Genomic DNA, 14,662 nt, shown 5'->3' with positions numbered 1-14,662 from the left:
TGCGCCCCAACGCTTCTATATATAGAAGCATGACAGTTACGCACCTGGCTGGCCCCACAAGGAGACCGACGGGCATGCCGTGCATCATCACGAAACACAATCGCGACAAGCGGCCGCCCCGCACAACCCCGAAACCGGGCTGGCGATGGACCCAAAACCATTGAAAACAAAAACGGCGCAGCCCTCTTCAGGTACTGCGCCGTTTTCTGCTATTTAAATAGCGACTTGTATGGTGCGGACGGAGAGACTCGAACTCTCACACCTTGCGGCGCTGGAACCTAAATCCAGTGTGTCTACCAATTCCACCACATCCGCGTATCAAGCTTTTAAAGCAAAGGCGCCAGATTATTAAATCTGGCGCCTTTCTAGAATATGGGGTGGACGATGGGGATCGAACCCACGACAACGGGAGTCACAATCCCGTGCTCTACCAACTGAGCTACGCCCACCATATTGCCTTGTTGCCTTACTTGTGCCAAAGCTGCCTAATGGCGCACCCGGCAGGACTCGAACCTGCGACCATCCGCTTAGAAGGCGGATGCTCTATCCAGCTGAGCTACGGGCGCCTTTTTAATCTGTATTCTTGGACGATTACAAACTAAGTGCTTTCAGTTTTGCCGAGTTGAAACAACCAACTCCGCTCCACCTTCTTAACCAGTGCTAGGCTGTGCCCGACAAGTGCGACGAATGTTATAGACGGCCCGATAGGTCGTCAACTCTTTTTTAAAAAAAATTCATTTAATTAAAGGGGTTAGGGGAATTTGCAGACCAAGCGCCTTTGCCCTCACGCCTCGGCATGCGAGAATGCGTTCTCTTTTTTTCCCCTCTCGATGGTTAACCACGCGCAATGACTGCACAACTTATCGACGGCAAATCGATCGCCGCCAGCCTGCGCCAGCAGATCGCCCAACGAGTCACCGAGCGCCGCCAACAAGGCCTGCGCACGCCCGGCCTTGCGGTGATTCTGGTCGGCAGCGATCCTGCCTCTCAGGTTTATGTCTCGCACAAGCGTAAAGACTGTGAAGAGGTCGGCTTCCTTTCCCAGGCCTACGACCTACCTTCCGAAACCACTCAGCAAGCGTTGGCCGATCTGATCGATCGCCTGAACGATGACTCGAACATCGACGGCGTTCTGCTCCAACTGCCGCTGCCTGAACACCTCGATGCCTCCCAGTTGCTGGAGCGTATCCGCCCGGACAAAGACGTCGACGGTTTCCATCCTTATAACGTCGGCCGCCTGGCACAGCGCATCCCGCTGCTGCGTCCCTGCACCCCCAAAGGCATCATGACGCTGCTGGAAAGCACCGGCGTGGACCTTTATGGTCTTGATGCCGTGGTCGTGGGCGCGTCCAACATCGTTGGCCGTCCGATGGCCATGGAGCTGCTGCTGGCCGGCTGCACCGTCACCGTGACCCACCGCTTCACCAAGGACCTGGCCGGCCACGTCGGGCGTGCCGACCTGGTAGTCGTGGCCGCCGGCAAACCTGGCCTGGTGAAAGGCGAGTGGATCAAGGAAGGCGCCATCGTCATCGACGTGGGCATCAACCGCCAGGAAGATGGCAAGCTGGTGGGTGACGTGGTCTACGAGACCGCCCTGCCCCGCGCCGGCTGGATCACCCCGGTGCCGGGCGGTGTCGGTCCAATGACCCGCGCCTGCCTGCTGGAAAACACACTGTATGCGGCAGAGACGCTGCACAGCTGATACGTATCCGGCAATAAATCATAAAAGCCACAAAACCTGTGGGAGCGAGCCTGCTCGCGATAGCTGGATCAGCCAACATCAATGTTGACTGACACACCACTGTCGCGAACAGGCTCGCTCCCACAGGAGTTTTTGTCGCTTGCTCCTTAACCGACAAGCGTTGGCCGTGCTGTTTTTTTATGGAAGCCGCGCAAACTACAAATTTTTCAGATTCGATTCGCCAGAATCACGCTTTCATTAAACTTTATTTATTCACAAGCCCAAGCGGTGCAGGCATATAGCGCTGTCATCGCCCATACTCATAAAATGCAACGTTTTTTTTAAATCATTGCCAATGGCACCTTTAACTCTATCGAGCCTACTCGCGTGAAAATCCGTCTTTCGATCCTTAGCCTGTTCATCGCTTTCACAGGCACCTTTATCACGCAAAATGTCGACGCGCAGGAAACCATCGCGGCCCCACGAGACACGTCAAAACTGCAAGTCGCCTCGGGCAGCGCGATTCTGTTGGACCTGCAGACGGATAAAGTCGTTTATGCGAGCAATCCGGACGTGGTGGTGCCGATCGCTTCGGTGACCAAATTGATGACCGGCCTGATCGTGCTGGATGCCAAACAGAACCTGGATGAATACATTTCCATCACCATCGCCAACACTCCCGAGATGAAAGGCGTATTTTCCCGGGTCAAGCTCAACAGCGAACTGTCGCGCCGTGACGTGCTGCTGATCGCCCTGATGTCCTCGGAAAACCGCGCCGCCGCCAGCCTCGCCCACCATTACCCCGGCGGTTACGCGGCATTCATCGCCGCCATGAACGCCAAGGCCAAGGCGCTGGGCATGAGCAGCACCCATTATGTCGAGCCCACCGGCCTATCGATCCACAACGTTTCCACCGCCCGCGACCTGACCAAGCTGCTGATCGCCGCCCGCAAGTATCCGCTGCTGAGCGAACTGAGCACCACCAAGGAAAAGACCGTAACCTTCCGCAAACCGGTGTATAGCCTGGGCTTTCGCAACACCGACCACCTGATCCACAAGGACAACTGGGACATCCAGCTGACCAAGACCGGCTTCACCAACCAGGCCGGCCATTGCCTGGTGCTGGTGACCAAGATGAGCAATCGTCCAATGGCGCTGGTGATTCTCGACGCCTTCGGCAAATACACCCACTTCGCCGATGCCAGCCGGATTCGCAGCTGGGTGGAAACCGGTAAAAGCGCCAGCGTGCCAGCCGTGGCCCTTCAATACAAAGCGGCGAAGAACCTCAAGAACCGCCAGAGTGGTGTGGTGGAAGCGTCCCAGTAAGCCGCTTCATAAAAAAGCCCCGATTGATCAGGGCTTTTTTGTTCAAGGCTTCAGATCACCCAGCGGATCATAGGCCTTGGACTTCTCCTGCTCATCCTTCTCGTCCAGGGGCGCCTTGGCTGGCCCTACCGGATCGACTTGTGGATCGTCCAGATCCGGCGAATCCGGATCGAACCCCAGATCATTACCGGATGAATGTTCGGAAGAATGTGGCCCCGTAGGGGTATCTGACTGCGCCATACCTGCCTCCTCGAATCACGGCCCGGAAAACTCCGGACCCTGACGATAAGAGCCTCAGGCGTGCCGGGTCGTGCCCGACAAGTGACGAACGGGGCTGGCGATCAGTGCGCGGTGCTCAAGGCCTTGGTCGCTCGCGCCGCCGCTTGCTCCTGCCCTGCGCCAGCCAGCTCATCCGCCGCTTTCAGCCAGCGCTGCGAGTCGACACTGGCCGGAAGTTGCGTAGGACGCTGGGCCAGTACTGCCCAGCCGCCAGCGCCCTTGAAAGCCGATTCGAACGCACTGAAGCTCATCAACGTGCGCCGGTTCATGCCCGAGCGCAGCAAGACCGTTCGCTTCTGGCGGTTATAGCCGACGAGAATCCCGTACCGCGATTCGGACCAGAACGAACCCTCGTTATAACGCAGCAATACGGGATAGCCCGCCGCGACCTGCTCCAACAGCGCAGGCAACTCACTGTCGAGGGGATACACCACCAACCCATACTCTCGCGCCAGGGTTTGCATCGTTTGCTGCAAGCGGGCTTCGCCTCCGGGCAGGTGCAAAGGTTTCTCCAGCAACCCGGGCGTAATCACCGTGCCCTGCAACGTCAGCAGGGCGGCCAGGGATTGCGGTGCGCCCTGGTACATTTCACCACGAAAGAACGGCACACTGTTGAGCTCCACCCGTTCGGGCAGGCGTTGGATCTGCGGTGACACACTGCCCGCACAACCCGCCAGGGCCGCCAGGCAAGCCGTCGCCAGTACCAGTGATCGAAAAGAGGAAATTACCGGCAACATTATGACTCTCTTGTTCAGGCACCCGATTTCGGGCCGGACTTGGGCCGTCGATCATAAGGCGCCCACAAGCCTGGGTATAGCCTTAAACAACAGTCGCGTGGTCTCGATAGAACGAACCTGTCCGTCCTCGACGCCATCGATCGACTGCCTGCAACACTTGAGCGACTAGACTGTCCATTGTACTGAGTGCGTTGCCCCAGACGGGGCAGTAGGAGGCACAGATGAGCCTGACAGCGACAATTCTGATGCTGATATTCGGTTGGCTGAGCGTAGCGACAGCCATGTTGTGGGGTGTGCTACGGATCACCCGGCGCCATCATCACGCCCCCTCAGCGCAACCGGAAAAAACCGAAAAAGCCACCAGGCGCCATGCCGCCGCACACTGATCGCTCGCAGTTCAAAAGCGCATAAAAAAGCCGCCCGGGTCTGGACCCGGGCGGCTTCTGTCTGCCTGGAGTCAGGCTTTTTCAGCGACAGCCCTTTGTCGCGCGCGACGGGACATCATATTCAACGCCTCAATCGTCGCCGAGAAGGCCATGGCCGCATAGATGTAGCCTTTAGGCACATGTGCACCGAAGCCTTCGGCGATCAGCGTCATGCCGATCATGATCAGGAAGCCCAGCGCCAGCATGACCACTGTCGGGTTGTGATTGATGAATTTGGCCAGGGGCTCGGCCGCCAGCAACATCACCAATACCGACACCACCACGGCGATGATCATGATTGGCAGGTGTTCGGTCATGCCTACGGCCGTGATGATGCTGTCGATGGAAAACACCAGGTCCAGCATCAGGATCTGACCAATCGCGGCAGCAAAACCCAGGGTCACACCGGACGAGGCCGACTTGGGATCATCCGGCGCGGGGTCCATGCTGTGGTGGATCTCGGTGGTGGCCTTCCACAGCAGGAACAGGCCGCCAGCGATCAGGATCATGTCCTTCCAGGAGAACGCCTGCCCCAGGATTTCGATGACCGGCTCAGTCAACTGCACGATGAAGGCAATGGTGCTCAACAAGCCCAGGCGCAGGATCAACGCCATGCCGATGCCGACCCGCCGAGCCTTGGCACGATGCTGCTCGGGCAGCTTGTTGGTCAGAATCGAAATGAAGATCAGGTTATCGATGCCGAGCACGATTTCCATGACCACCAGTGTCGCCAGGGCGATCCAGGCGGTGGGGCTGGCGGCAAGTTGTAAAAGATAATCCATGGGGCAGTCCTGGCTCGATGTGACGGGTTAGATGGTTTGGGTGGCAGATTTGGTTTCGTCAGCGGTATCCGCCGGTTTTTGTTTGGGGCTGATCAATCCGCCGGTGGCCTCGCTGATAGCCTGCTCGGCGGCCTTATGAGTGTCTTCGATTGCCTGTTTGGCGGTTTCTGCGGCCTGCCCCATCAGTTGCTGGGCGCTTTTTTCGGCCTGTTCGCAGCCCACGAGTGCCATTGAAGACATCGTTAGCAAGGCTGCAAGACCCAAGGATTGATATGTCATGAATAAATGCCTCTCAGAGAATAGACAGAGCACGAAGATGGCTCACCGATGGTCGGCATTCTAGAGAGGTGAATACTTCAGGAAAATTCGTATTTTCAGCGGTTATACTTCGGTTTTTACGAATCGGCGTACCCCATGCTCAATTATCGTCAGTTGCATTACTTTTGGGTGGTGGCCAAGACCGGCAGCATCGTGCGGGCCTGTGAGCAACTGAACCTGACCCCACAAACCATCAGCGGACAGATTTCCCTGCTGGAGCAGACCTATAACATCAAGTTGTTCCGCCGCGTCGGGCGGCAGCTGGAATTGACCGAAGCGGGCCGCCAGACGCTGCCCTATGCCGAACACATGTTCCAGCTGGGCGGTGAACTGGAGCTGATGCTGCGGGCCCAGCCCAACGAACAGCAGACCCTGTTCCGGGTTGGGGTGGCGGATGTGGTGCCCAAGTCCATCGTCTATCGGCTGCTGGCACCGACCATGGAACTGAGCGAGCCACTGCGCATTACCTGTCGCGAGGACAAGCTCGAACGGCTGCTGGCGGACCTGGCAATCCAGCGCCTGGACCTGGTGATTTCCGACAGCCCGATGCCCACCCACCTGGACATCAAGGGCTACAGCCAGAAGTTGGGGGAATGCGGGATCAGCTTTTTCGCCACCGCCGCGCTGGCCGAACGCTACGGGCAGGATTTCCCCCGCAGCCTGCACGACGCCCCGCTGCTGATTCCCGGTCCGGAAACCGTGGTGCGCAGCCGCCTGCAACGCTGGTTTGCCGAGCAACAGATCCAGCCACGCATCGTCGGCGAGTTCGACGACAGCGCGTTGATGCAGGCCTTCGGCCAGTCAGGCAGCGGGATCTTTATTGGCCCGAGCGTGATCGCCGAAGAGGTGAAGCGCCAGTATGGCGTGCAGGTGATTGGCCAGACCGACGCGGTGAGCGAGTCGTTCTACGCCATTTCCGTGGAGCGCAAGGTCAGCCATCCGGGTATCGTCGCGATCGCCGAAGGAGCACGCCGCGAGCTGTTCAGCGCTTAGCCCACGCAGGTGGCGCGGGGCTTGAAGGTCATCAGCAACAACGCCAGCAGGATCGACACAAGGATGAACCCGGCCGCGGCAAAACCGACACTGCCAAGCCCCAATGTATCAATGACTCGCCCACCAACCATCGCCCCCAGCCCGATCCCCAGGTTGGCACCGGCGATGTTCAGCGAGGCGGCAAAAGCCGGCGCTTCGGGCGCGGCCTTCATCAACCGCACGTGGCTAACCAGGAATAATGCCGCCTGGGTCAGGCCCCAGACTCCCATCGCCGCCGCCAGCCCGAGGGTCGAATGAATATTCGGCACCAACGCCACCATGCCGCCAATCATGAACAAACAGAACACCATCGACGCGATCAACGGATGCCGGTCCACCGCGCGGCCGCCCAGGGAGTTGCCCAGCAACCCCACGGCCCCGAAGCCCATCAGGCACCAGCCCACCAGCGTGCCGTCGAATCCGGCCAGACGTTCGAGGATATCTGCCAGGTAGGTATAAGCGGTGAACATGCCGCTGAACACCAGGATCGACAGCAGTACATGCCCCTGCATCAACGGGCTGCGCAGGATCTTGAATTGCGAGCGAAAGCTCACCTGATGCTGATGCAGGTTGGTTTTCGGCAAGTAGATAAACAGCAGCAAAGCCTTGGCGAAGGCGATAACCGCCAGGATGGCAAAAGCGCTGCGCCAGCCGAACGCATCGCTGATCAGCGTGCCGACCGGAATGCCGAACACCGTGGCGCAGACGATGCCGAACCCGATCCGGGCGATGGCCCGCCCGGCGTACTGCGGCCCGACAATGTCCACCGCCGTTTCGCTGGCCAGTGCCCAGAACACCGGCAGACCCAGGGCCGGGATCAACCGGGCGATGGCCATCACCCAAATATTGGGGGCCAGGGCCGCCAGTGTGTTGGCCAGGCCGAACATCACCAGCACGCTGATAAACAGCTTGCGCCGCTCGAAGCGGGCGAACCAGGCGGTCAAAAACGGCCCGAATGCCGCCACCGTAAAGGCGAACAACGTCACCAGTAAGCCGGCTTGGGGAATGCTGACTTGCAGATCGCGGGCGATGGAGGGCAGCAAGCCAACGATGATGAATTCCGTGGTCAGCACCGTAAAACCGGCAGCCGATAACAGGAAAATAGGTAACAACATGCAGAACTCCAACAAAACGACGACACCAGCGTTAGCCCGAAGGCCCGCTGGCGGAATAGAAGATGAGAAGGACAAAGCCTAACAGAATGGGGCCGTCAGACAAACGCGCTTAAACACCCAGGTGACGGATCGTCACAGGTCCGTCAGATTTATCAGTGGGCTGTGCTAAAGTCCGCGCCCTGCAAACGCCGTACTTCCTTTCGGTCCCGATCATGTGGCCTGCCCGCTTGTTGCCCTGATTCGTCGACCGTTGCACACAAAAAAAATCAGAGATGCCGTTATGACTGCTTTGTCTCCTTCCCTTTTGCAACGCCTCAAACGCACCGGCCTGGTGACGCAAATCGTCATCGGCCTGATCGCCGGTATTATCCTGGCGTCGCTGGCGCCAGACCTGGCGAAGTCCACCGCATTCATCGGCAAGGTCTTCGTGTCCGCACTCAAGGCTGTGGCGCCGATCCTGGTGTTCGTGCTGGTCATGGCTTCGATCGCCAACCACAAGCACGGTCAGGAAACCCATATCCGGCCGATTCTGTTTCTGTATCTGCTGGGCACGTTCGCGGCCGCCGTGGTCGCGGTCGTGGCCAGTACGCTGTTTCCGTCCAACCTGGTGCTCTCGACCCATGATGTCGCCGTCACTGCTCCCGGGGGCATCAGCGAGGTGCTGCAGAGCCTGTTGCTCAGCGTGGTGGACAACCCGGTCAGGGCGCTGATCGACGGCAACTTCATCGGCATTTTGGCCTGGGCCATTGGTATGGGCGTCGCCATTCGCCATGCTGGCGAAACTACACGCACCGTGCTCGAAGACCTGTCCAATGGCGTGACCGTGATCGTGCGCCTGGTGATCCGCTTCGCCCCGCTGGGGATCTTCGGCCTGGTGTCCTCCACCCTCGCCACTTCCGGTTTCGGTGCCCTGCTCGGTTACCTGCAACTGCTGAGCGTACTGATCGGCTGCATGCTGTTCGTGGCCTTGGTGGTCAACCCGCTCATCGTGTTCTGGAAACTGCGTCGCAACCCCTACCCGCTGGTGTTCACCTGCCTGCGCGAGAGCGGCATCACCGCGTTCTTCACCCGCAGTTCGGCGGCGAATATTCCAGTGAACCTGGAGTTGAGCAAACGCCTGGGCCTGCACGAAGACACTTACTCGGTATCAATCCCACTGGGCGCGACCATCAACATGGCCGGCGCCGCCATCACCATTACCGTACTGACCCTGGCAGCCGTGCATACCCTGGGTATCGTGGTGGATGTGCCGACGGCCGTGCTGCTGAGCGTCGTCGCGGCCATCTGCGCCTGTGGCGCGTCCGGGGTGGCCGGCGGCTCGCTGTTGCTGATTCCCCTGGCGTGCAGCCTGTTCGGCATTCCCAGCGAAATCGCCATGCAAGTGGTCGCAGTGGGGTTCATCATCGGTGTCCTGCAGGATTCGGCAGAAACTGCGTTGAATTCCTCCACTGACGTGCTGTTCACGGCGGCGGCTTGCCTGGGCGAGGAAGAGAAGCTCGCGCGTAAGGCGTAACAACCGCGGTACATCCGTCGACGATGTGACAGACAGCCACAAAAAAGCCCGGAACGGCCCACACCGTTCCGGGCTTTTTTATACCTGCGGGTTTTAGAACGCGCCCATGTAGTCGCGTTTGCCCACTTCTACACCGTTGTGGCGCAGCAATGCGTAAGTGGTGGTGACGTGGAAGAAGAACTGCGGCAGGCCATAGGTCAGCAGGTAGTTCTGACCGGTGAAGCGTTTTTCCTTCGGTGTGCCCGCACGGGTGACAATTTCGATGCCTTCCTTGCCGTCGATCTGCTCAGGGCTAATGCCTTCGATGAAGGCCAGTACCTTGGTGATCAGCGCTTGCAGCTCGGCGAAGGTGGTTTCGCTGTCGTCATATTTCGGCACTTCAATCTCGGCCAGACGTGCAGATACGCCTTTGGCAAAGTCCACGGCAATCTGCACCTGACGCACCAACGGGAACATGTCCGGGTACAGGCGGGCTTGCAAGAAGGCGTTCGGGTCGATGTTTTTTGCGCTGGCGTGGGCTTCGGCCTTGCTCAGGACATCGCTCAGGGCGTTGAGCATCTGCTTGAAAACCGGGACGGAGGCGGCGTACAGGGAAATAGTCATGGCAATCTCATGCAGGTAATAGAACGGGACAAATCAAACGTGGTGCGATTATAGCCACGGCTGTTACACGGCTTGTCTTTTATTGCGCAAGGATTACGCTAGGCGGCTTCCACAGCATAGGGAACGCGCGATGAGCATCGAAGAACAAAGCCAGGCCGAAGAACCACGGCTCAACAGCACGGAAATCCGCATCCTCGGTGCGCTGGTCGAGAAACAGGCCACCAATCCTGAGACCTACCCGTTGACCCTCAATGCTCTGGTACTGGCCTGCAACCAGAAGACCAGCCGTGAACCGGTGATGAACCTCAACCCGGGCCAGGTCGGCCAGAGCCTGCGTGCGCTGGAAGGACGCGGCTTTACCAGGCTGGTGATGGGCAGCCGCGCCGACCGCTGGGAGCATCGGGTCGAGAAGGCTTTGGAACTGGTGCCGGCCCAGGTGATTCTGATAGGTTTGCTGTTCCTGCGCGGCCCACAAACGGTCAATGAGCTGTTGACCCGCAGTGGTCGGATGCACGACTTCGAAGACGCCGAACAAGTGGTGCATCAACTTGAACGCCTGATCGCCCGTGGGCTGGCGCTGCTAGTACCGCGCCAGGCCGGCCAGCGCGAAGATCGCTATGTGCACGCCATGGGCGACCCGGCAGACATCGAAGCGATCCTCGCCGCCCGCCACCAACCGGCAGAACGCAGTGTGGTTAACGGCGTATCGCTGGAGCGCATCGAGGAACTCGAAGCCCGGATCGCAGCGCTGGAGGAGCGTCTGGCACGGCTGGAATAACAGCGCCTACAGAGCCCTGGCGAACGCCACGGCTTTTTCGAACTGTTCCTGGCTTGGCCGCACGCCTGTGTACAGCACGAACTGCTCCAGGGCCTGGATCGCAATGACCTCCAGCCCGGTGATGACCTGTTTGCCCTCAGCCTGGGCACGTACGATCAGTGGCGTCTGCGACGGGATCGCCACGACATCGAACACAATTCGCGCCGCTGCGATGGTGTCGGGGGCGAACGCCAGTTGATCGGCTTCCGGGCCGCCGGTCATGCCGATCGGCGTGACGTTGATCAGCATCTGCGGCCGTTGTTCACCCAGCTCAGCTTGCCACACGTAACCCAGGGACTCCGCCAGGGCTCGTCCAGCGGTTTCATTGCGGGCAACGATCAAACCCTGCTTATAGCCCCCGTCGTGCAAGGCGCTGGCCACCGCTTTGGCCATGCCGCCGCTGCCGCGCAGGGCAAAAGTCGAGTCCTTGGGCACGGCATGGCTTTTCAGCAATTGGGCGATGGCGATGTAGTCGGTGTTGTAGGCCTTCAGATGGCCATTGGTGTTGACGATGGTGTTGATGGACTGGATCGCTACGGCGGAAGGATCCAGCTCATCGACCAGGGCGATACAGGCTTCCTTGAACGGCATCGACACCCCGCACCCGCGGATGCCCAGCGCGCGGATACCGGCAACGGCACCGGGCAGGTCCTGGCTACTGAATGCCTTGTAGTAGAAGTTCAGGCCCAGTTGCTCATACAGGTGATTATGAAAGCGCAGGCCGAAATTCCCGGGGCGCCCCGATAGCGACATACACAGCTGGGTGTCTTTGTTGGGATTGATCTGCATGCTTGTCTCCTTGCAGTCACTTTTCGGATAGACGGAAGCACCGTTCCGACCGGTTTTATTCGATGATGATGCGCCAGCCAATGCGGCCTCAGGCCCAGCTAATTCGGGTGCGCAAAGAAAACAGGCACGAACCTTACACAATATTTACCCAACGGCGTCGCAAATTCTGAGAAAATCGCTGTCAGAGCAAGTATCCCCGCGCCCTTACTCGGGTCTGTTACAGACCACAGGCGCCGGGGCCGAAACGAGGAAAAGCCATGAATCGTAAACTCCCCATAATCGCCCTGCTGCTGGGGGCACTCGCAGTCACCGGCCAGGCATCCGCCAATGGTCGCGGTGGTTGGGAGGGTCCCGCATTATTTGGCGCGATCGTCGGCTCGGCCATTGTTGGCTCGGCGATTATCAACCGAGACCGGCCGGTCTATGTGGAACAACCGGTCTACGTCCAGCCGCAACCGGTCTATGTGCAGCAACCACCACCGGTCTACTACGAACCACAGCCGGTGTATGTGGAACGACCTGTCTACTATCGTCGCCCGGCGCCGGTGTATTACGGGCCACCACGGGGCTACTACGGTCCACCCCCAGGTTATTGAGTCGCTCGGGTTGGTAATCAACCTCTGAGGCAAAACACAAAAAGCAGCCTGTGATCGACGATCACAGGCTGCTTTTTTATGGGGCCGACGTCAGTTTGAGCGATCAGACGTGCTCACTGCCTTTCAGCCGTACCGGGCCATGCTCTACCGGCCCGTGAGAAGGCTCCGTCACCACGGGGATCTGGTTGCCATCACAGTCGTGCAGCTTGCCGTCACTGAAGTAATCGCCTTCACGCAGCGCCGTCAGGTCCTGGTAACGCAACACCCGTTCGGTGCCGGCGGCAAAGACTGACTGCTGGTCGGAATTGCCCGTGGTGAAGTGGTTGAACGCCAGGTTCAGCACAATCGCCATGATCGCCGAAGAACTGATGCCCGAATGGAAGATCGTCGCGAACCAGCTTGGGAAATGATCGTAGAAATTCGGTGCGGCGATGGGGATCATGCCGAATCCGATGGAGGTGGCGACGATGATCAGGTTCACGTTGTTGCGGTAATCGACTTTCGACAAGGTCCGAATGCCGCTGGCCGCGACGGTGCCAAACAGCACGATGCCGGCGCCCCCCAGCACGGAAGTTGGCACCGCGGCGATCACCCGGCCCATGAACGGCAACAGGCCGAGCACCACCAGGAACACCCCGCCGGTCGCCACCACGAAACGGCTCTTGATCCCGGTCACCGCCACCAACCCGACGTTCTGGGCAAAGGCACTCTGGGTGAAGGAACCGAAGATCGGCGCGATCATGCTCGACAGCATGTCTGCCCGCAAGCCGTTGCCCAGGCGCCGGGAGTCGACCTTGGTGTCGATGATCTCACCCACGGCCAGGATGTCGGCAGAGGTTTCCACCAGCGTGACCATGACCACGATGCACATCGACAGGATCGCAGCGATATGAAAGGTCGGCATGCCGAAGTGGAACGGTGTTGGAAAGCCAAACATCGGGCCCTCACTGACGGATGAAAAGTCCGCCATGCCGAGCGACACCGCGATGATCGTACCGATAACCATCGCCAGCAGAATCGACAGTCGGGAGATGGTCGCGCTGCCCATTTTGCTCAACAACAGCACCAGCGCCAGCGTCACGGCGGCCAGGCCGATATTCGCCATGCTGCCGAAATCGGCGGCGTGGCTGTTGCCGCCCATCGCCCAGCGCGCCGCGACGGGCATCAGGGTCAGGCCGATGGTGGTAATCACGATGCCAGTGACCAGTGGCGGAAAGAAACGGGTGATTCGCGAGAACACCGGGGTGATCAGCAAGCCGATCAAGGATGCGGCGATCACCGCCCCCAAAATGGCTTGAAAGCCCCCTTCTCCACCGCTGCCGACAATCGCCACCATGGTCGCGACGCCCGAAAACGATACGCCCTGAACCAGAGGCAGTTGGCAGCCAAAAAACGGCAGGCCAAGTGTTTGCAGCAATGTCGCCAGCCCCCCCGCGAACAATGACGCCGCAATCAACAGACCGATGTCCGCCGGTGAAAGCCCGGCCGCCTGGCCGATGATCAATGGCACCGCGACGATGCCGCCGTACATGGTCAACACATGTTGCAGGCCGTAAGCCATATTCGCGCCGACGCCGAGGTTTTCGTCCTCGGGCCGTGGGAGTGAAACATGGGGCGTTTTCATGGTTCGGGGGTTCCCTGTTTTTTGCTATGCGCACACTGTATTCAAAACTCCGAACAAATGTCCATAGAGCTGTATACAACTTGTTGCGCGTCACATCATGAACAGCTCCGACACCGCAGGCCGCAAGAGCTCCCTTGGTGGTACGCACAGGTCGAATTCATGTTCCAGCAGGTCGATCAACTCATCGGCATCGGTGATCGACCGACGTTCACTCTCCTGCCCCATCCGGTGCAAGGCATAGCTGTTGCCGTTAAGGGTCTTGCGCCACCCATCACCGGTGCGAGCCACCATCAGCCGGCCCATGAATGGAGACTCCGGGTGGCTGCAGACGTACCAATTGCCAAGGGTGTAGTCGATGTCTTCCTGGCGTTGCAGGTCGAACAGGTACATCTGTCGCCATTCGCCGACGACGTTGGCGCGCAGCAGGTAGCCATCTTCGTGGGCCTCGATGCGGTACGGTTCGTGGGGGGTGAGCTGGGTATCACGGCTGTCCAGCAGCAAAGGCGCGGTGGGCACCATGCCACCGAAGCCGACGTCAGTGATGTAGCGCACACCGTCGAACGTCACCAGGCTGAGACGGTGAGTTCGCGCAGCCCAGGTCCCCTCGATGGCATTCATCACCACCCGTCCGGTGATACCTCTGGCGTCGAAGCCCAGTTCCTGCAACAGCGCCAGGAACAGTTGATTGAGTTCATAGCAATAGCCGCCGCGCCCTTGTTCGAAGACTTTTCGCTCGACCGATTCGAGGTCGATGGGCACCGGTTGGCGCAGCAGGGTCGAGAGGGTTTCGAAGGGGAATTCGGCCGTGTGGCGCCATTGAAGCTGACGCAACGTGTCAAGGGTCGGGGCTGGTGGTGTGTCGAAACCCAGCCGTTGCAGATAACGGCCCGTATCGCTCAGTCGGGGGTGGCTCATGAGGGTGTCCTTTCCTGGTCCGGCGCAGGGCTTACACCAAGCACGCTGCTGTTGGGCGCCAGGTATAAGGTATTCCCCTTTCAGAGACAATAACCGGCCTGGGTGCTGCG

15 protein-coding genes and 3 tRNA genes are annotated in these 14,662 nt (G+C 59.4%); 6 read left to right on the top strand and 12 right to left on the bottom strand.

The features are described 5' to 3' along the window. Positions 1–230 precede the first annotated feature (230 nt). From ACA047_RS10560 to ACA047_RS10550, 3 genes are all read right to left on the bottom strand, one after another. Positions 231–315: transfer RNA gene (locus ACA047_RS10560), tRNA-Leu, on the bottom strand. A 58-nt stretch (positions 316–373) separates the two neighbouring features. Further along, positions 374–449, bottom strand: a tRNA-His gene (locus ACA047_RS10555). A 40-nt stretch (positions 450–489) separates the two neighbouring features. After that, positions 490–566: transfer RNA gene (locus ACA047_RS10550), tRNA-Arg, on the bottom strand. A gap of 281 nt (positions 567–847) precedes the next feature. On the opposite strand from ACA047_RS10550, the gene folD reads away from it, so the two are divergent. Both folD and pbpG read left to right on the top strand, forming a co-directional pair. After that, on the top strand, positions 848–1,702 hold the full coding sequence (gene folD / locus ACA047_RS10545; RefSeq protein WP_497359063.1) for a bifunctional methylenetetrahydrofolate dehydrogenase/methenyltetrahydrofolate cyclohydrolase FolD: 855 nt from the start codon (positions 848–850) through the stop codon (positions 1,700–1,702). Between the two features lie 366 nt (positions 1,703–2,068). After that, positions 2,069–3,007, top strand: a complete 939-nt coding sequence (gene pbpG / locus ACA047_RS10540; protein ID WP_497359061.1) for a D-alanyl-D-alanine endopeptidase — start codon at positions 2,069–2,071, stop codon at positions 3,005–3,007. 42 nt (positions 3,008–3,049) lie between these two features. On the opposite strand, the gene ACA047_RS10535 is transcribed toward pbpG, so the two are convergent. The 4 genes from ACA047_RS10535 to ACA047_RS10520 form a co-directional block, all read right to left on the bottom strand. Next, positions 3,050–3,247, bottom strand: a complete 198-nt coding sequence (locus ACA047_RS10535) for a DUF6021 family protein (RefSeq protein WP_497359059.1) — start codon at positions 3,245–3,247, stop codon at positions 3,050–3,052. A gap of 101 nt (positions 3,248–3,348) precedes the next feature. Beyond that, the gene (locus ACA047_RS10530; RefSeq protein WP_497359057.1) at positions 3,349–4,023 is read right to left on the bottom strand and encodes a peptidase C39 family protein; all 675 of its coding nucleotides are present in this window, start codon (positions 4,021–4,023) and stop codon (positions 3,349–3,351) included. A 457-nt stretch (positions 4,024–4,480) separates the two neighbouring features. Next, entirely contained in the window at positions 4,481–5,230 is a 750-nt protein-coding gene (locus tag ACA047_RS10525) for a TerC family protein (RefSeq protein WP_497359055.1), read from the bottom strand. Positions 5,231–5,257: 27 nt separating this feature from the next. After that, a complete protein-coding gene (locus ACA047_RS10520) occupies positions 5,258–5,509 on the bottom strand; it encodes a hypothetical protein (protein ID WP_497359053.1) in 252 nt (83 codons plus the stop codon). 135 nt (positions 5,510–5,644) lie between these two features. Between ACA047_RS10520 and nhaR the strand changes: the two genes are divergently transcribed. After that, positions 5,645–6,541, top strand: a complete 897-nt coding sequence (gene nhaR / locus ACA047_RS10515; protein WP_497359051.1) for a transcriptional activator NhaR — start codon at positions 5,645–5,647, stop codon at positions 6,539–6,541. Here nhaR and ACA047_RS10510 read toward each other — a convergent pair. Further along, entirely contained in the window at positions 6,538–7,695 is a 1,158-nt protein-coding gene (locus ACA047_RS10510) for an MFS transporter (protein WP_497359049.1), read from the bottom strand. The genes nhaR and ACA047_RS10510 overlap by 4 nt on opposite strands. A 280-nt stretch (positions 7,696–7,975) precedes the next feature. Between ACA047_RS10510 and sstT the strand changes: the two genes are divergently transcribed. Beyond that, positions 7,976–9,208, top strand: a complete 1,233-nt coding sequence (sstT, locus tag ACA047_RS10505; protein ID WP_497359047.1) for a serine/threonine transporter SstT — start codon at positions 7,976–7,978, stop codon at positions 9,206–9,208. A 93-nt stretch (positions 9,209–9,301) separates the two neighbouring features. Here sstT and ACA047_RS10500 read toward each other — a convergent pair whose 3' ends face one another. Next, positions 9,302–9,811: a DUF1993 domain-containing protein gene (locus ACA047_RS10500; protein ID WP_497359045.1), complete on the bottom strand. Its 510-nt coding sequence runs from the start codon at positions 9,809–9,811 to the stop codon at positions 9,302–9,304. Positions 9,812–9,941: 130 nt separating this feature from the next. Between ACA047_RS10500 and ACA047_RS10495 the strand changes: the two genes are divergently transcribed. Further along, the gene (locus tag ACA047_RS10495; RefSeq protein ID WP_497359043.1) at positions 9,942–10,589 is read left to right on the top strand and encodes a YceH family protein; all 648 of its coding nucleotides are present in this window, start codon (positions 9,942–9,944) and stop codon (positions 10,587–10,589) included. A 6-nt stretch (positions 10,590–10,595) separates the two neighbouring features. On the opposite strand, the gene ACA047_RS10490 is transcribed toward ACA047_RS10495, so the two are convergent. Further along, complete coding sequence (locus tag ACA047_RS10490; RefSeq protein ID WP_497359041.1) at positions 10,596–11,417, bottom strand: shikimate 5-dehydrogenase; 822 nt, start codon at positions 11,415–11,417, stop codon at positions 10,596–10,598. A gap of 257 nt (positions 11,418–11,674) precedes the next feature. On the opposite strand from ACA047_RS10490, the gene ACA047_RS10485 reads away from it, so the two are divergent. Next, complete coding sequence (locus ACA047_RS10485) at positions 11,675–12,013, top strand: hypothetical protein (RefSeq protein ID WP_497359039.1); 339 nt, start codon at positions 11,675–11,677, stop codon at positions 12,011–12,013. A gap of 103 nt (positions 12,014–12,116) precedes the next feature. Here the strand turns inward: ACA047_RS10485 and ACA047_RS10480 are convergent, their stop codons facing one another. Continuing rightward, entirely contained in the window at positions 12,117–13,637 is a 1,521-nt protein-coding gene (locus ACA047_RS10480) for a nucleobase:cation symporter-2 family protein (protein WP_497359037.1), read from the bottom strand. 90 nt (positions 13,638–13,727) lie between these two features. Next, positions 13,728–14,552, bottom strand: coding sequence for an arylamine N-acetyltransferase family protein (locus tag ACA047_RS10475; protein ID WP_497359035.1), 825 nt, complete (start codon positions 14,550–14,552; stop codon positions 13,728–13,730). Positions 14,553–14,662: the final 110 nt, after the last annotated feature.

The sequence above is a fragment of the Pseudomonas sp. LBUM1664 genome, assembly GCF_059695895.1.
Note: the sequence above shows the minus strand (reverse complement) of the source record. Positions and strands in the feature narration are given on the sequence as shown.